Below are 17,332 nucleotides of genomic sequence, written 5' to 3'. Positions count from 1 at the left end.
GCCTTTTTTGTGCATAGGTAATCTGACGCATTCACGGTTAAAACAGGCGGCTCTGTTACCGTACTGGACGGCGAGGCAGAACAACTGCAACGTTAAATTACCAGAACTCAAATAACATAGACAGGTAAGATTTGCGATGAACGATGCAAGACCAATCATACTAAAACTTGGCGGCTCAGCCATAACCGACAAAGCAGAAGAGGCAAAACCTCGAACAGACATAATTAACCGATTGGCCGAAGAGATTAAACGCGCCGATTTAGATAACCTCATCGTCGTCCACGGCGGAGGCAGCTTCGGTCACCCAACCGCAGCAAAATACGGCATAAAAGACGGCTATAAAGAAGACCCGACACAAAAGTTTGGTTTCGCTGAAACTCACCATATGATGACCGTTCTAAACGGGTTAGTTATGGACGCCTTAATATGGCATGAGATTCCAGCAGTCAGCATCGCACCATCCAACTGTTTCGTTACAGAAAACTGCAAAGTCAAATTCTTCGACGAAACCGTCATGAAAAACATGGCAAAACTGATTTTTACACCCGTCCTCTACGGTGACGTAGTGTTCGACGAAAAACTGGGTTTCACCGTTCTCTCAGGCGACCAACTCGTTGCTTACTTGGCATTAAAGTACAAAGCCCAAAAAATCGTCATAGGCACCGACACCGACGGGTTATTCGACTGTGACCCTAAAACTAACCCCGAAGCCAAACCCTTCAAGAAACTCACCCTAAAAGAACTCAAAGAACTCCAACCTAAACTCGGAAAAGCACAAGGCACCGACGTAACAGGCGGCATGGCTGGCAAAATCGCTGAGTTAATTCCTGTCGTGGAAGCAGGCATCCATGTAACCATCACGGGCGCCACGAAAGGGTTATCTATTTACAGAGCCTTAACAGACCAAAGCGTGTTAGGCACTGAAATAGAGAAGGCGTAAAATGGCAGAGGAAACGGGCAAGCGCAAAGTCGACCACATCCGAATTTGTCTGGATGATAAAGCGCAAGCTAAGAAAGCCACTTCTGGCTTCGAAGACCTTCAACTCGTTCACCGCGCCTTACCCGAAACCGACAAAGCCAAAATAAACCTACAAACCACTTTTCTTGGAAAAAAATTCAAAGCACCCATAATCGTAGGCGCCATGACTGGCGGCGCTGAGGAAGCTATCAAAATCAATGCCTCAATCGCGGAAGCCGTGGAGAAACTCGGTTTAGGCATGGGTTTGGGAAGCCAAAGAGCCGCTATAGAAAACAAAAACCTTGAAAAAACCTACCGCGTCGCCCGAGAAAAAGCGCCTCATGCATTTTTAATCGCCAACGTCGGCGGCGTTCAACTCGTCCATGGTTACGGCGTGAAAGAAGTCAAACGCATCGTGGAAATGATTGATGCTGACGCGGTGGCAGTCCACCTAAATGCCCTGCAGGAGGCGGTTCAACCTGAAGGGCAAACAAACTTCAAAGGCGTCCTATCCAAAATCGCGGAAATCGCTGCCTCAATCGAGCAGCCTGTAATCGTTAAGGAGACGGGTGCAGGCATATCAGCTGAGGATGCTAAAGCGCTTGAGAAAGCAGGCGTCAAAGCCATCGACATAAGCGGCGTCGGCGGAACCAGCTTTGCAGCAGTCGAATACTACCGTGCACCCAAAACTGGGGGCGAAACGCAGATGTTTATCGGTGAAGCCCTCTGGGATTGGGGCATACCCACCGCAGTCAGCCTCATCGAAGCATCCCAAACCGTTAAACTCCCCTTAATCGCATCGGGCGGCATCAGAAGCGGCACCGACATAGCCAAAGCATTAGCCTTAAACGCCAGCTTAGCCAGCATCGTGCAGCCGATTCTGCAAACTGCAGTGAAAGGCGCCAAACAAACCGAGCAGAAGCTCAGTTGCCTTATTGAAGAGTTGCGAAACGTCATGTTTTTGGTTGGCGCTGAAAAGATTTCTGATTTACCTAAAACGCCCGTGGTTGTAACGGGTAAAACTGCCCAGTGGCTCACAGCTCGAGGCTTCAACCTCCAAAAATATGCAAAACGAGGCGCATAGTAAAGTGAATGTAGAAAAATTTCTAACAGACACCGCTCCCCAAGTGGACAAAGCCATAGAAAAATACATCCCCAGAAAACTAACCAAAAACGCAGTCCTATTCAAAGTTAACCCACCCCTATACAGCTACAACCTTGAGCCTCTTAACAAAGCCATCTCGGAACCCATCTGGGACATGCTTGACCGCGGTGGAAAACGCTGGCGACCAGCACTATTTCTGCTTATCTGTGAGGCGCTGGGTAAAAAAAGCGATTACTGCCTTGACTTCTCAATCATCCCCGAAGTCATACACAACGGCACATTGGTTATCGATGACATCGAAGATTCATCCGAAGTCCGAAGAGGCAAACCCTGTTCACACAAAATTTACGGCGTCGACATAGCCATCAACGTGGGAAACGCCATGTACTATCTGCCTCTGTTACCCTTGATGGTGAACAGAAGCAAACTGTCAGCCGAAGCCCAACGAGACGTCTACGAAATCTACGTTCAGGAAATGGTCAACCTCAGCATGGGACAAGCCATGGATATCGCTTGGCATCGCGGCATAGCCAACGCGGACGCCCTAAGCGAAGAGGACTATCTGCAGATGTGCGCCTACAAAACAGGCACGTTGGCGCGTATGTCGGCGAAGATGGCGGCGGTTCTCGCAGGCGCAGACAGCAAATTAGTCGAGAAACTAGGCCGCTTAGCTGAATGCATCGGCGTCGCGTTCCAGATGCAGGACGACATTTTGGATTTAACGGGTGAAGAGTTTGCCAAGAGTAAAGGCTGCGTCGGCGGAGACATAAGCGAAGGCAAACGTTCCCTATTGGTCATCTATACCCTTCAGAAAGCCAACGCTAAAGACAGAAAACGTCTACTCGAAATCCTATCCATGCACACTTTTGACCAGAACCTGCGTAACGAAGCCATAGCCATAATCAAAAAGTACGGTGCCTTCGAGCACGTCAAAGCCCTCGCAGAACGCATGGTTACCGACAGCTGGAAAGAAGTCGATAAACTTCTACCCACACCAGAAGCTAAGGAAAAATTAAAAGCGTTCGCTGAATTCTTGATAACCCGAAACAAGTAAAGCGAGCGTAACTGATTTGGCATTAGAGAACGATACAGAACTACGAGAGTTTATCCGTAAAGCCGCCTTGCTTAACGCGGTTGGACATGATGGGAAAGCGCAGGCAGGCGCAATGGTTGGCAAGGTTTTGGGCGAAAAAGCCGAACTAAGAAGCCGCGTCAAAGAACTCTCAGTTGTCATTAACCAAGTTGTCGCGGAAGTTAACAGCCTTTCACTTTCTGAACAGAAGGCAATCGTAGAGAAAAATTGGCCTCAAACACAGAAAAAACCTGAAGCTGAGGAGAAAAAGCTCTCTCCACTTCCTAACGCTGAGAAGTACAAACAAATCGTCACCCGATTTTCCCCCAACCCTGATTGTGTTTTACATTTGGGTTCCGCACGCGCCATCGTGTTGAGCCACGAGTATGCACGCATGTATAACGGCAAATTCATCCTCCGCTTCGAAGACACAGACCCAAAAACCAAGAAACCCCAGCTTCCATTCTACGATGCCATACGCGAAGACCTCAAGTGGCTCGGGTGCAAAATAGACGAAGAATACATCCAAAGCGACCGATTAGAAATCTACTATGAAATCGTTGGGCGAATGATCGGCGACGGCAACGCATACGTCTGCGAATGCGCCCCTGAAGATTTCCGCAAGGCGACCTTAGCGAAGGAGGCGTGTCCATGCCGCAACATGTCACCCGCAGAACAGCGGGAACGCTGGCAAAAAATGCTCAACGGCGGCTACCAAGAAGGACAAGCAGTGGTCCGCGTTAAAACTGAGTTAGATCACCCTAACCCTGCTATCCGTGACTGGCCAGCGCTCCGTGTAATCGACACCAAAAAATATCCACATCCTCGTGTCGGCAGCAAATATTTCCTTTGGCCCCTCTACAACCTCGCAGCGGGTGTAGATGATCACTTGATGGGTATGACCCACATCATACGCGGCAAAGAGCATTACACTAACATGGTCCGCCAGAAGTACATGTACCAGCATCTCGGCTGGGAGTACCCGGAAGCCATACATTACGGCAGACTAAAAATCACTGGTGCCGCATTATCCAAATCTAAAATTGTGGCAGGCATAAAAGAAGGTGACTTCACGGACTTCGATGACCCCCGATTAGGCACTTTTGCTGCTTTAAAGAAACGGGGAATCACAGCGGAAGCCATAAAGAAGATGATTATCGAAGTCGGCACAAAACCCAACGACGTCACCTTGAGTTGGGAGAACCTCTACTCGCACAACCGCAGAATCCTTGACGCTTCAAGCAACCGATACTTCTTCGTCGCAGCCCCAGTTGAACTCAAAGTTGTGGGGTTGCCGAAGGCTTTTGTGGCGAAGTTGCCGCTGCATCCAGAGCATCCTGAGCGGGGCGTTAGGCAATACACCATCTCGGCGAGTGGCGATGAAAAAGCAGTTTCTTTGTGGATTGCACAAAAAGACGCAGAAGCCATGCTTCAAGACCAAACTATCCGCCTTATGGAGCTCTTTAACATCCAAATCCAAAGCAAAACCGAAACCTGCGTAACTGCAGCCTTCGCCAGCGAATCCTACGAAGACGTCCGTAAACTCAAGGTGCAACTCATCCAGTGGATACCTAAAGGCAGCGAATACCCTGCCGAAGTGGTTCAGCAAGACGCCACAGTCACCAAAGGTTACTCGGAGTTGGCGTGCAAAAAGTTAAAGCCAGACGACATCATACAGTTTGAACGTTACGGCTTCGTACGGGTGGACGAGGTCGGCGAAAAACTAGTCGCTTACTACGCCCAAAAATAGGTGAAAAGCTATGCGTAAACTTGACAAATTCATAATCTGGCCCGTCTACTTCGACATCAACAAAACCCGCAAGGAAGGACGTCGAGTGCCCAAAAACCTCGCTGTGGTTTCACCTAAAATCCTCGAAGTCAAAGAAGCCGCAGACAAGCTTGGATTAGAAAACGAAGTTAACCTTGAAGCACATTTTCCTAAGATGCCTTGGGCAAAGATGGGTATGCTGATGGTTGAGAAGCGGGAATCAAAAGAAGAGTTAATTCAGGATTTAGCGAGGCATCTGCAGAAAATTAAAAGTCAGCAAGCGGCTCAGCTTGCCAAAAGATAAATTGAAAAATAATTAGGCTTTTTCTTTGCCGATTAATACGGCGTTTATGATGCCGTCGTTGCCTGGTCTGCTGGTGACTTTGGCTAAGCCCAGTGCAGTTTCGATTTCTGCGCCTTTGGTGATTACGCCTCGACGGTTGTAGTCAACGTTTGCGCCGTTGCGAACTACACGGGTGATTTCTGTTTTTTGTGTGGCGCCAGTTTTGGGGTCAGTCACAGAGGCAAACTTTTCTGTTAACACCTTGACTTTCATGTTGCCGCCTAAGCCTCTGGTGATTTTACGTTTGGGTTCGCCAAGCACTGTTTCTGCTGGGTATCCGCCTGCTTCGTACTTCTTTTTGGTGCGGTAAGCGCGTTTTTTGCCGCCTGTTAGCTTTCTTTTGCGTATACTGCTATGAGTAGACATATCCAATTTTCCTCAATTGCGTAGTCACTAAAACACTAGATTCCAATATAAACATACTGTTTCAACCATAAACTTCCATGAGTTGCTAACCTGTTTTGCCCTGTTTTTCTTTAATTGTTTTTCTCTATCCTTCAATTAAAGCCGCATACGAATCCGTATCCGCGGACGCGTAAACCACGCGACGTCTCAGCGTCTACCTCCCCTCCCTTATATAAAGAAGAAAAATTTGTTTTAGCTCTTTATTTGGGTGTTTTGTCTTTGCTCAAAAGCGTTTTTTGCCTCAATCAGCCGTATCGTTGCCAACTCTCCTAAAACCGCCAAATCTTCCGTCGGCAAAAAGCTGTTCGCTGACTCGTCGTAGAGTATGTTGGCTGACGCAGGGTACTCTTCTGCGGCGTACATGATGTAGGTTAAAGGGATGCCTTTGAGGGCCGGGATTTCGGCTGCAACGTCGCCTAAGCTTAGCGGTTTGCCGCCGAGCAGTTTTGCGGCTTGAGGCAACTTTTGTGGATTATCGCCGAAGGCTTGCGCTATGGGTTTAATCGCCCGATTGATGAATGCGCCCTCATATGCGTAGCCGCCTGGGATGTCTCTGAATTTGACCAATTTGCCCCTTAGAGGCGTTTGAGTACCCACAGCGTAGTGGCTCAGCATGGGTACTACGAGTTTTACCGCCGAGTCCGTCCAAGTGTTGCTGCATAGGTTGTCTGTCAGGGTGGATGTTTCGAGGTTTAAGGTGAAGCCTAAAAACTCGTACTGAGCACCCAGCAGTTGCTTTAGTTTCTGCAGCGTTTCGTTTTCAAGGTATAACTTAACCATACGCTTCACCTCTATCCAATTGCATCTTCGGATTAAAAGCTAAGTAATCTTTAAGCCGTATCATCGAAACTGAACACAAAAATCCTATGCGGCTCAACTCCAAAACTGGTTTCAAGACTGAACTTTCCCGTCGCGTTTAGTAAATCGTAAACTTGCGACGCAGATAAGCTGGATTCAAAATACTGCAACCCGCCATACTCGTACAACAAAACATACCTTGTTCCGCTTTCTTGGCAGAGGGTCACGAGTTCTGAAACGTTAAACGCAGAGGCGAATGTGTCCATGGCTGAGGCAGGGTACTGAAGGCAGGTCTGGTTAAAGTCCCGCGTTGCATCCTTTGTGCTTAGGTAGAATGAGACCATGTATTTGCTGAAGTGGTTAACTGCCGCTACAACCACAAGGGTCTGGTTTTCACTCAACTTCTGACCAACGTAGAGGCTGGCTTGCTCCACGGGAACCTCTGCGCGGTCATGGCACACCCAATTGTAGGCGTCCACCGCACTGAGAAAACCTCCGCTCACAACGAAAGCTACCAAAACCACAGTGCCTGCTCTTGCGCTCCACTTGCTCAAGTTGGATGTGGCTTTCTTGCTGATTTCCTGTAGTTTAGTCCATAATGCTGCGATGAAGCTGGAGGCAGCGATGGCTAACACAGGAAACGCCACTGTCATGTATCGCCATTCCCTGTTAGAAACCAAAGTAAAAACAACGTAGGTAACGGTGAACCACAAAAGCAGGAATTTGTCGCCTGTTTTTCTGCGGTAAATCATCAACCCCAACCCCGCAAGACCCGCAAGGTAGAGTAGAAGCGAGATGGGATGAAAGAGTTCAGTTACCCATGTCATTTCGGCAAAATAAAAGATGGGGATTGGGTAGCGGGTGCTGTAGGTGGCTTTCTGCTCGGAGCCCACGCCGAACGCGTAAATCAGAAAATCCAAAGTCTTAGACGACAAAAGAACGTACCCTATTACAGTTGCTGCAAATAGGGCAGTCGCCACGATGGCTACTCTGGGCAGCGTAAACCATTTTTTCAGTTCACCGCGAAAATAGTCTCTTTTCCAAAAATAAGTGCCAAAAACAGCAATTAACGGTACAATTACGATTACCTGATACTTCACCAACACCCCCAACACAAACGTAGCGACAAAGAGGACGCGGTCTTTTTCTCGGCTATACTTGAGCCACCGAAAGAAGAAAAGCATCGCCAATGAAACAGTAAAAATCAGCAAGGTCTCAATCATAGCCATCTTTGAAATCCAAACGATTCCAGGCATAACCGCAAACAAAACAGCCGAGCCCAGCGCCGCCTTCTTTGAGTTGTAGAGCAAGTTTGCTAATTCGTAGACGACAAAGAGCGAGAGCACCGCAAAAACGACACTGACCACGCGGGCTGCCCAAACGCTTGGTCCAAAAACCAAAAAAGACAACGCGGCAAAAACGTCGAAGGCAGGCGGATAAAACGAGTTAGTCAAAGCCCACGTTACAGCCTGTCCTCTGGATAGGAGAAACCCGCCGTGCAGATGGGTAACTTCATCCCACATAAGCGAGTTAGCGGGCATTATTGCGAGGAGGATGCCGCTGTATGCCAACGCAGCGATGAATAGGCAGATTTGCCATCTGTCAAGCTGTTTGAAGGGGAAGCGTGGCAGTTGCTGGTCACCTTGATGCAAAAAGGGGTGGATGTTTTCTATTAAAGCTTCCATTCACTGCCAGCGAGAGATGGAAAACAAAAGGGGAAAGGGTTATGTTTTGTCGAGGTTAAACTCGTCGTGAATCGCGCGAACCACAGCGGCGCCGTCTTTCTCTTTAACTACAAAAGAGATGTTGAGTTCTGAGCTGCCCTGCGCGATCATGCGGATGTTGATGCCCTTCTTGGCGACGGTGCTAAAGATTTTTGACGCAACACCCAAAGTGCCCTTCATGTTTGCACCCATAACCGCTATGACTGCCACGTCGTCTTCTGTTGTCACTTCGCTGACTAAGCCGCCTTTTTCTTGCAGCGCAATTTCGAGGTTGCTAACTGCTCTACCGAGTAAGCTGCGTTTGATTATCATGGATATGTTGGCTTCTGAAGCTGCAGCGGATACCATCATGACGTTGATGCCGTTTTTGCCTAGCACATCGAAGACTTTGGAGTAGCTGCCGGGTGCGCCGACCATTGCAGCTCCGTAAACGTTTATCATAGCGACATCTTTTATCATGGCGACTGCTTTGACTGCTTCTTTAGCGTCTGCAGCGGGTTCTTTGGTGATAAGGGTGCCTGTGTTTTTGGGGTTGGCTGTGTTGCGGATGCGGACGGGTATGTTTTCTTTGCTTACGGGTCCCAATGCGCGGGGGTGCATGGCTTTGGCGCCGAAAATCGCCATCTCCGCTGCTTCCTGATAACTGAGTTGCGGCAGCATGCGAGCTTTAGGCACCAGCTTGGGGTCAGTGGTCATGATACCGTCAACGTCGGTCCAAATCCAAACCTCATCCACCTTTAATGCGACGCCAAGGATGGTTGCGGTGTAGTCTGAGCCTCCTCGTCCGACGGTGGTGACTATGCCGTCTTGGTTTGCCGCAATAAAGCCTGTTACAACTGGAATAACGCCCTTCTCGAGCAGTGGACCTATTCTTTCTCGGATAAGGTGAGTTGTGAAGTTCATCAGAGGGTTAGCTTCGCCGAAGTTGCTATCAGTAACTATGCCTGCTTCTTTGCCTGTGAAACATTGGGTTTGGGCTTTGAGGTCTTTTATGGCGCCCCAAACAATCGGCGCAGAGAGACGTTCACCGAAGCTGACGACGTAGTCTTTGCTTTTAGGGGTGAGTTCACCGACGTAGCAGATGCCTGTGAGGACTTTTTCGAGTTCAGCGATGTTTTTCTCAATAATCTGGTTAACTTCTTTCTGAATTGCCTTGCTCTTGATGGCCGTTGAAACGGCGTCTGTGTGTTTTTTGAGCAGTTCTGCGGTGAAGGTTTGGATTTTTTTCTCGTCACTTCTCTTTGCTTGACAACCTGTTTCGATGAGGCTGTTGGTGACGCCTGCCAAAGCGGAAACCACAACCGCTATCTGGTCACCTTTCTTTGCGTATTCGGTTACTATTTCGGCTACGTGGCGGATGTTTTCGCCGCTGCCGACACTTGTGCCGCCGAACTTCATTACTAACTTCATGTCTATTGCTCCGAGTTACTATTTAGCATTCGATTTGCCAACTTATGTCTTATGTCTAGAAGGTCCCTTAAAACTGCACCTGCCGTCTCAATTCCCCCTGCACCTCTACCAACTAGGGTTTGTTCACCCGCGTACTCGGTTGAGAAAGTTACGGCATTGAGGACTCCGCTGACGCAAAGCGGGTGAGTTTTAGCGATTTCAGTGGGTTTAACGGTGGGTTTGTCGCCGTCAACTGACCCGATGAGTTTTATGGTGTTGCCCCGTTTTGAGGCTTCATCCAGCATATCTAATGTGACGTCGCGGATGCCTGTTCGGTCAACGTCTTTTAGGGTGATTTTTTTGCCCATAATCCAGTTCGACAAGATAACTACTTTGCATGCGGTGTCGAATCCGTCGATGTCCATGGAGGGTTCCCGCTCAGCGTAGCCCAGTTTCTGCGCGTTTGAGAGGGCGTCTTGGAAGGTAACGCGGTTCTGTGACATCTCACTTAAGATGTAGTTGGTGGTGCCGTTGAAGATGCCGCGTATGGCTTTGATGTGGTCGCCTGCGAGGCATCGTTTGGCGAATTCCAGCATGGGGGTGCCGCCGCCGACTGTGCCGCTAAATCGGAGGTAAACGTTGTTGTATTCCGCGAGTTCGGTGAGTGCAGGCATGGCTAGTGCGAGTGGGCCTTTGTTGGTTGTGACGACGTGTTTGCCCGTTTTGAAGGCTTTGGTGATGTGTGATATGGCGGGTTCTGCGGTTTGGATGTTAACGGGGGTGACTTCCACGACAACTTCTGCTTCTACGTTCTCGATTACGTCAAGGGCTTTCATGCCTGGATGCCCGAACTCTTTATCCGCAGAAATCGGGTACCCTTTTTGTTTGATGGCTTCAAGTTTTTCAGGGCTTAAACCTCTGGGGTTTATGACTGCGCCGTCTAAGTCTGCGATGGCGACGATTTTGGGGTTGAACCCGTAATCTTTGACTTTCTCCGCGTACTTCTGCGCGAGAATCGTCGTTACACCTTTACCGACGACGCCGTATCCAACTAAGATAATCCTCATTCATACTTCACCGTGCAATTATGGGTTGGTTCTTTAAGCCTAACGCTTCCTCTATAGCGGAGATTTCCGCGTCCACTTCCACTGGCTTCTCACACTGCTTTATGGCTGTATCGGGATCTTTTAAGCCGTGCCCCGTGGTTATGCAGACAACCTTTTCGTCCTTTGCCACCGTGCCCTGCTTGATGAGTTTCTTTAAGCCTGCGATGGATGAGGCAGATGCGGGTTCCACAAAGATGCCCTCTATTCTGGCGAGGATTTTTTGTGCATCGAGGATTTCTTCGTCGGTGACGGTTTCTGCGGTGCCTCCTGATTCGCGGATGGCGTTGACGGCTTTTTTCCAGCTGACGGGTGCACCGATGCGGATGGCTGTGGCGATGGTTTCGGGGTGCTCGACTGGGACGATTTTGTCGCTGTCTGTTTTGATTGCCTGCGCGATGGGGGCTGAACCTGCGGCTTGGATACCTGTCATTTTGGGCAGCTTCTTTATGAGTCCGAGTTGGTGGAATTCTTTGAGGCCTTTCCAGACGGCGCTTATGTTGCCTGCGTTGCCCACTGGGATGATGATGCGGTCTGGGGCTTCGTAGTTGAGTTGCTCGCAGATTTCGTAGCCCAACGACTTTTGGCCTTCAATGCGGAAGGGATTAATCGAATTCAACAGGTAGATGCTCTTGTGCTTCTCCGCTAACTTCAAAACGAACTCTAAGGCTTCATCAAAGTTTCCTCTGACTTGAAGCACTTTGGCTCCGTGAATCATGGCTTGGCTGAGTTTGCCATACGCGATTTTGCCTGAGGGAATGAGTACGGTGCATCGGATGCCTGCTCTGGCGGCGTACGCTGCCAAACTGGCGGAGGTGTTGCCTGTGGAGGCGCAGATGACGTGGCGTGCGCCGAGTTCGACGGCTTTGGTTACTCCGACGGTCATGCCTCTGTCTTTGAAGCTGCCTGTGGGGTTTTCCCCCTCGTTTTTAACGTAGAGATGTTTCATGCCTAATTCGTTGCCGAGGTGCGGAGATTGGTGGAGGCCTGTGCCGCCTTCGCCGAGGGTGACGAGTTTGGTGGATTCGTGGATGGGCATTAAGGGGCGGTAGCGCCAGACGCTGAGCGGTTTGGTTTTCCAGTCGCTTGCCGCTAAGTTCTGGGCTAATTCGTTTTTGTCGAATTTTATTTCGAGGATGTCTTTGCATTTTTTGCAGAAGTAGACAACTTCATCTACGCTGTAGGTTGCTTTGCAGTTTATGCATTCCTGATGAACCAAACTTTGTCTCTCCAGTGAACAAGGCACCTGTTCAAGTTACGAGTATAGTCAGAGAAGTATCAGCGCTGCAATTAATAATTTTGGTGCAGCCTAAGAGAATCAATGTGGCTGTTTGCCCCTCCTTAGAACTTGGCGCGCACGCATAGTTGCGTAAAAACGCACCTATCCGCTGACAGCACTCTCCCCTCCAATAGGTTTCTGCATAGGAATCTGTTATAGCGTCTAATTAGGCGTAAAACACACTGCAACACCGCTTTTCGCGGAACCATTACATAGCACAAATTTTAGCTGCAGATGTTTTGTTTGACTGCTTGGTTACCCCACCAAATTCGACAGAACTTCGTAGGCTTTGAGGCTGTCTTTTTTGTCAACTACCATGATGGTTTCGGTCCAGCAAGAAATGAACTCGACGATGTTCACGTTCTGCTCCGCCAGCAACGTAGCCAGAAAAGCGACAACTCCCGGCGTAGCTTCCAACTCTTCAGGCGAGTGAACCACTATCATGGTGCAGTTTTCATGCTTCACCAAAGCGCTTATACGTTCAGGCAAATCACTGCGATCCAGCAAGTAGACGAATTTGTCTAGCAAATCCACCTTCATGCCTGTGTTGAGGGTGAGTTCTTTGGAGGTTATGATGACAGATTTGCGGTCGTAGATTGCTATGCCGCTGCGTCTGAGGAGGGCGAGGACTTTTTCTTCGCGTTTCTGGCGGTGTTTTTGGAGTTCTTCGCTGTAGCGGCGCAGGGCGGCTTTTATGGCGCTGGTGTCGTCAGTTTTGAGTTCTTTTTGGAGTTGACGGCTGAGTTCGCTTAGGTTTACGATGCCTTTTTCGAGGGCTTCGAGTAGGTAGGGTTTGTTTTTGAGGTGGTTGCGGACGTTTTGAGCGACTGTCATGTTGTTTTCTTGTTGTATCAAATGGGACATTTAAAGCTTGTTAGCGTCTGGATTGACTTTTTTGTTGTGTAGCTCGTTTCTTTATGAGTTCTTGTTCTTTGACTTTCCTTTCTTTCATATTCAAATGACAAATAAACGCTGACTCAATGTGCCTTAATAAAACCTTGAAAGCACTTTTCGTCCTATTTTTGTGCCTCAAAAGCTGCTGAGACTCGGCGTCTTGCAAAATTTAATTGTAAAAAACTTGGGGGGCTTCCTCAAGGGAAAGCATGCCAATAGACGGAGGTTATTCTTTCTTTGTTTTCTTCGAAGCCTTTAATGTCATCGTCAAACTGTCATCAGATTTCCAATCTGCCCCTTTCCTAATTTCCATCGTTAATGATGGGTCAGGTTTCCACTCTTTCTTTCCGGCATCCCTTTCTGTACCGCTCTGCGTCAACCTCTCACCTCACATTAACCAGTTTATCAAACAAACTATAAAAAATGATACCACTGCTAAGATTAAAACAATGAAAGAAGCGGAAATATATCTGACTTTTCGCCCATTTAAAGAAAAATTGTGCAGAGTATGTTCGGAAGTTGTGGCAGTTAGGGCAATTAAAGTCTCTAACTCTGTCCTGTCTTTGTATCCGTCAATTAGCTGCTTGGGATTTAATCCTCTGAAGCTTGTTATCCATGACGCTAAGATACCAAAAAGGGCCGAAAATAGAAACAATATTAACGGAATCAAGAACAAGTATTCTCCGTCAGCTTTCGGTAGCAATGTAGTTATTCCAGCGGTTAGAGTTGCCAATAATCCAGCAAAACCCGTTAAATTATTCGCTTTCGCATCAAGGTCATCTGTTCTCTTCCATTCAAGTGCATAACGATCATTTACAGCTTCATAAATTAGCTTATCTCTTTTTTCCGCTTCTCCTTGAGTCATGGCTCTCTTTTTACTATTATGCGGTTTTAAGTTTTGCTATCGCTTGCTTAGAACATGTTAAAAATAATTAAATTTACCCACAGTTAGATGAAATAATGATTGGAGGGTTATCAGATGACTATAATATTGGCTAATTATAGGTTGAGCATTGAAAATCATGACGAAAAAAGTGGAAGAGTTGTGCTCAAGGTTGAGCCGGTATTTCGTAGGTTCGGTGAAAAAGATGTTGAAGGGATCAAAATATTAATCGCTGAAAATCTGGGTAAATGGGAGAGCTTAGTAAAATCGAGTTTTCAACTATTTTATGAAATAGGCATAATTGACGGTTCTAAGGCTTTAGCTCAGATTTACAATCAACCGTCAGGCATAGAGTTATACGAGGAGGTATCAGCTGAGGGAGATCCTTGGGGCGACTGCATTTGGGTATCAATTGCCCTTACTCAAGAGGAATATCTGAAGAGGAAAGCAAGTAAAATAACTCCAAGTATAGCCGCCTCAGAGATTGAAAGCCAGCTAAATAATATTCCTAAATGGATAGACGCGAAGCGAGCTTTAGAGGGCATAAAGGTTATTTTAAAGTCGTAGCCTCCCTCTTCAAAGATATGCTCATTTTCCTTAATTGATAAAGTAGAATTATTCGAAATAAGGCAAAAGAAGAGAGGTGATAATCCAAAAAAATCGCAGATGACCAAACAAGAAACCCAATCGCCGTTAGTCTGTTTAATAGAATTGATCCCGCCCTTCAATAAATGTCCCAAATAGAACACAAAGAGCTTGTTAAGTGACAAAAAAGTCACAACGTTTAAAAATACAGCCCTCAAGGTAAGGGAAACAATTCCAACCAAAAAATGGGGGAACAGACACCATAACAACCGAAAAATATGTGTTAGCTTACAGCGGCGGATTAGACACATCCGTCTTAATCAAGTACCTCCAAGAAAAACTAAACGCACAAGTCATCACAGTCACAGTGGATGTAGGTCAAGGCGAAGACCTCAAAGCGGCCGAAGAGAAAGCCAAAAAACTCGGCGTCCTAAAACACTACTCAATCGACGCCAAAGAAGAATTCTGCACAGACTACATTTTCCCAGCAATCAAAGCCAACGCACTCTACGAAGGCAAATACCCCATCAGCACCAGCCTCTCTCGGCCACTGATCGCCAAAAAGATGGTGGAGGTCGCGGAGAAGGAAGGCGCAACAGGCTTAGCTCACGGCTGCACAGGACGCGGAAACGACCAAGTTCGCTTCGACATAACCCTCGCATCCCTCGCAGCTGACAAACAAATCATCGCCCCCGTCCGCGAATGGGGCTTAACACGGGAAGAAGAAATCGCTTACGCCAAAACCAAAGGCATCCCCGTCAGCGAAAGCGCCAAAAAGTACAGCATCGACGCCAGCGTTTGGGGCCGCGCCATCGAATGCGGCTTGCTTGAGGACGCAAACAATGAGCCGCCAGAGGACGCGTATGAGTGGACAGCTTCGGCAGAGAAAGCGCCTAACACGCCCGAAGTCATCACCATCGGGTTCGAGGCAGGTGTCCCCGTTTCGGTAAACGGCAAAAAAATGAAGCCCCTCGCGCTCATCCAAACCGTTAACGAAATCGCTGGCAAACACGGCGTCGGCAGAATAGACCACATCGAAGACCGCATCGTCGGCTTAAAATCACGCGAAGTCTACGAATGCCCCGCTGCACTGGTAATTCTTGAAGCGCACAAAGACCTCGAAAAAATGGTCATGACACGCCACCAAGTGCTCTTCAAACAGCAAATCGACGCTGAATGGGTTTTTCTGGCTTACGCGGGCTTGTGGGTTGACCCACTCAAAGACGACTTAGACGCCTACATCAACCATTCACAGGAAAACGTCACAGGCGAAGTCAAACTAAAACTCTTCAAAGGCAGCCTCCAAGTCGTCGGACGCAGCTCACCCAACAGCCTCTACGACAAAAACCTAGCCAACTACAACATAAAAACAAGCTTTAACCAATCCTACAGCAAAGGCTTCATCGAGCTCTGGGGCTTGCAGACGCGGATGTACAATTCGTTAAAGAAAGCCAGCAAGAAGCCCAAGGCAAAAAAACCCTAAACCTTTCTTAGTTATATGGAGGACGAAGATACGTCTAAAATGTTGCATGGCGGAAGACTCGGCGATGTCCGCTCAGACGTAGCCAAGTTCTGCTCGTCCCGCAAGGACGACGCACGCTTAGCTGACGCTGTCTTAGCCATCAACAAGGCACACGTCGCCATGCTTATGGAACAAAAAATCATCCAATGGCAAGACGGCGCAAAAATCCTCTCCGCCCTCCAAAAACAAACTCCTCAAAAACTCGACCCCAACGCCGAAGACGTCCACATGGCCGTCGAAGAAGCCGTGCTGGCTGAGACGGGCCCAGAAGTGGGCGGCAACCTCCACATCGCCAAAAGCCGAAACGACCAAGTCACCACCGCCATACGCATTGCCCTCCGCAGTGAACTGCTCACCATAATGCAGCAAATCGTTGACATGCAGCAAGAGCTTCTCGAATCAGCCGCCAAACACACGGAGACAATTATCCTCGAATACACACACCTTCAAGCCGCGCAGCCCGTCACATACGCCCACTACCTGCTTTCCCAAGCCGACCTACTGGGCCGCGACCTGCAAAGACTGCTGGACGCTTATGGGCGGGTAAACTTGTGTCCCTTAGGCGCAGGTGCATTGGCGACGACGAGTTTTCCGATTAACCGCAAAAAAACCGCAGCACTCTTAGGCTTCACCGATGTGCTGGAGAACTCTATTGACGCAGTCGGTAACCGAGATTTCATAGTTGAAACCCAAGCGGCGTTGGCGTTGCTTGCGGTCAACTTGAGCCGCTTCGCCGAAGACCTAATCGTCTGGAGTTCCGCAGAGTTCGGCACCGTCGAGTTACCCGACGAATTCACCTCGACTAGCAGCATTATGCCACAGAAGAAAAACCCCGAAGTCCTCGAAGTCATCCGCGCTCGGGCAAGCTACGCGTTGGGCGATTTCGTAGCTGCAGCTTCTGCCTTGAAAGGGTTACCGACTACATACAACTTGGATTTCCAAGAGGTCACCCCGAAGCTGTGGGCTTCAACTGATAACCTAAAAGCATCTTTGGGCATCTTTACAGCGCTTATTCCCAACATCAAAGTCTCAGGCAACGTCGAAGCAAAAGCAGCTTCGGGTTTTGTGGCGGCAACCGAAGTCGCCAACATGCTCGTAAGCAAATACGGTGTGGCTTTTCGCACGTCCCACAAAATCGTCGGCGCCCTCGTCAAGGCGTTAATCGACGAAAAGAAGACGCTAAACGACGCCACGGCTCAGTTGCTGCAGAAGGTGGCTTTGGATGTGGCAGGCGTCAAGTTAGATGTAAAAGACGCAGATATTGTTTCATGCACAAATTTACGCAAACTAATCGAAACATATAAAGTACAAGGCGGTCCATCACCCGCAGAAGTCAAACGCGCACTTAAAACACGAAACAAAATGCTCGCAGAGAACAAAAAAGTCGTCGCTAAACTCAAAGACCACCTTGCAGGCGCCGAAACCACACTCAACAAAACCGTCGAGGCATACTCTTCTGCAAAAACAAAAGAAAGCGTAAAGCTTAAAAATTGAAACTGGTAGG

The 17,332-nt window shown here is 48.4% G+C and carries 17 protein-coding genes; 8 read left to right on the top strand and 9 right to left on the bottom strand.

Features of this window, described 5'->3' with window-relative positions; all coding sequences use genetic code 11:
* Positions 1 to 136: 136 nt before the first annotated feature.
* Genes NWE96_04615 through NWE96_04595 form a run of 5 tightly spaced genes read left to right on the top strand, consistent with a single transcriptional unit; the run spans position 137 to position 5,207 of the window.
* Positions 137 to 940 carry an isopentenyl phosphate kinase gene (locus NWE96_04615; protein MCW3983260.1) on the top strand — a complete coding sequence of 268 codons (804 nt, stop codon included), beginning with the start codon at positions 137 to 139 and terminating at the stop codon, positions 938 to 940.
* A gap of 1 nt (position 941) precedes the next feature.
* Positions 942 to 2,042 carry a type 2 isopentenyl-diphosphate Delta-isomerase gene (gene fni, locus NWE96_04610; protein ID MCW3983259.1) on the top strand — a complete coding sequence of 367 codons (1,101 nt, stop codon included), beginning with the start codon at positions 942 to 944 and terminating at the stop codon, positions 2,040 to 2,042.
* Between the two features lie 4 nt (positions 2,043 to 2,046).
* Positions 2,047 to 3,117 (top strand): polyprenyl synthetase family protein, encoded by a 1,071-nt coding sequence (locus NWE96_04605; GenBank protein ID MCW3983258.1) that lies wholly within the window; start codon positions 2,047 to 2,049, stop codon positions 3,115 to 3,117.
* Between the two features lie 16 nt (positions 3,118 to 3,133).
* Positions 3,134 to 4,885 (top strand): glutamate--tRNA ligase, encoded by a 1,752-nt coding sequence (locus tag NWE96_04600; GenBank protein ID MCW3983257.1) that lies wholly within the window; start codon positions 3,134 to 3,136, stop codon positions 4,883 to 4,885.
* Positions 4,886 to 4,895: 10 nt separating this feature from the next.
* Entirely contained in the window at positions 4,896 to 5,207 is a 312-nt protein-coding gene (locus NWE96_04595; protein MCW3983256.1) for a signal recognition particle protein Srp19, read from the top strand.
* A gap of 12 nt (positions 5,208 to 5,219) precedes the next feature.
* Here the strand turns inward: NWE96_04595 and NWE96_04590 are convergent, their stop codons facing one another.
* The 9 genes from NWE96_04590 to NWE96_04550 all read right to left on the bottom strand — a co-directional run bounded on the left by NWE96_04590 (position 5,220) and on the right by NWE96_04550 (position 13,703).
* Positions 5,220 to 5,612 carry a 30S ribosomal protein S8e gene (locus tag NWE96_04590; GenBank protein MCW3983255.1) on the bottom strand — a complete coding sequence of 131 codons (393 nt, stop codon included), beginning with the start codon at positions 5,610 to 5,612 and terminating at the stop codon, positions 5,220 to 5,222.
* A gap of 231 nt (positions 5,613 to 5,843) precedes the next feature.
* A complete protein-coding gene (locus tag NWE96_04585; GenBank protein ID MCW3983254.1) occupies positions 5,844 to 6,431 on the bottom strand; it encodes a DUF3786 domain-containing protein in 588 nt (195 codons plus the stop codon).
* A gap of 50 nt (positions 6,432 to 6,481) precedes the next feature.
* The gene (locus tag NWE96_04580) at positions 6,482 to 8,134 is read right to left on the bottom strand and encodes a glycosyltransferase family 39 protein (protein ID MCW3983253.1); all 1,653 of its coding nucleotides are present in this window, start codon (positions 8,132 to 8,134) and stop codon (positions 6,482 to 6,484) included.
* 39 nt (positions 8,135 to 8,173) lie between these two features.
* Positions 8,174 to 9,583, bottom strand: coding sequence for an aspartate kinase (locus tag NWE96_04575; GenBank protein MCW3983252.1), 1,410 nt, complete (start codon positions 9,581 to 9,583; stop codon positions 8,174 to 8,176).
* 2 nt (positions 9,584 to 9,585) lie between these two features.
* Positions 9,586 to 10,629, bottom strand: a complete 1,044-nt coding sequence (locus tag NWE96_04570) for a homoserine dehydrogenase (GenBank protein MCW3983251.1) — start codon at positions 10,627 to 10,629, stop codon at positions 9,586 to 9,588.
* 7 nt (positions 10,630 to 10,636) lie between these two features.
* Positions 10,637 to 11,884, bottom strand: a complete 1,248-nt coding sequence (thrC, locus tag NWE96_04565; protein MCW3983250.1) for a threonine synthase — start codon at positions 11,882 to 11,884, stop codon at positions 10,637 to 10,639.
* A gap of 315 nt (positions 11,885 to 12,199) precedes the next feature.
* On the bottom strand, positions 12,200 to 12,778 hold the full coding sequence (locus NWE96_04560; protein MCW3983249.1) for an ACT domain-containing protein: 579 nt from the start codon (positions 12,776 to 12,778) through the stop codon (positions 12,200 to 12,202).
* Between the two features lie 286 nt (positions 12,779 to 13,064).
* On the bottom strand, positions 13,065 to 13,217 hold the full coding sequence (locus NWE96_04555) for a hypothetical protein (protein ID MCW3983248.1): 153 nt from the start codon (positions 13,215 to 13,217) through the stop codon (positions 13,065 to 13,067).
* A gap of 9 nt (positions 13,218 to 13,226) precedes the next feature.
* Entirely contained in the window at positions 13,227 to 13,703 is a 477-nt protein-coding gene (locus NWE96_04550; GenBank protein ID MCW3983247.1) for a hypothetical protein, read from the bottom strand.
* 114 nt (positions 13,704 to 13,817) lie between these two features.
* Between NWE96_04550 and NWE96_04545 the strand changes: the two genes are divergently transcribed.
* The 3 genes from NWE96_04545 to argH all read left to right on the top strand — a co-directional run bounded on the left by NWE96_04545 (position 13,818) and on the right by argH (position 17,322).
* Entirely contained in the window at positions 13,818 to 14,288 is a 471-nt protein-coding gene (locus tag NWE96_04545; protein ID MCW3983246.1) for a hypothetical protein, read from the top strand.
* A gap of 280 nt (positions 14,289 to 14,568) precedes the next feature.
* On the top strand, positions 14,569 to 15,789 hold the full coding sequence (locus tag NWE96_04540; protein MCW3983245.1) for an argininosuccinate synthase: 1,221 nt from the start codon (positions 14,569 to 14,571) through the stop codon (positions 15,787 to 15,789).
* A gap of 15 nt (positions 15,790 to 15,804) precedes the next feature.
* Positions 15,805 to 17,322, top strand: coding sequence for an argininosuccinate lyase (argH, locus tag NWE96_04535; GenBank protein MCW3983244.1), 1,518 nt, complete (start codon positions 15,805 to 15,807; stop codon positions 17,320 to 17,322).
* Positions 17,323 to 17,332 lie beyond the last annotated feature (10 nt).

The organism is Candidatus Bathyarchaeota archaeon, from assembly GCA_026014685.1.
Taxonomy (GTDB): Archaea; Thermoproteota; Bathyarchaeia; order Bathyarchaeales; family Bathycorpusculaceae; genus Bathycorpusculum.
Note: the sequence above shows the minus strand (reverse complement) of the source record. Positions and strands in the feature narration are given on the sequence as shown.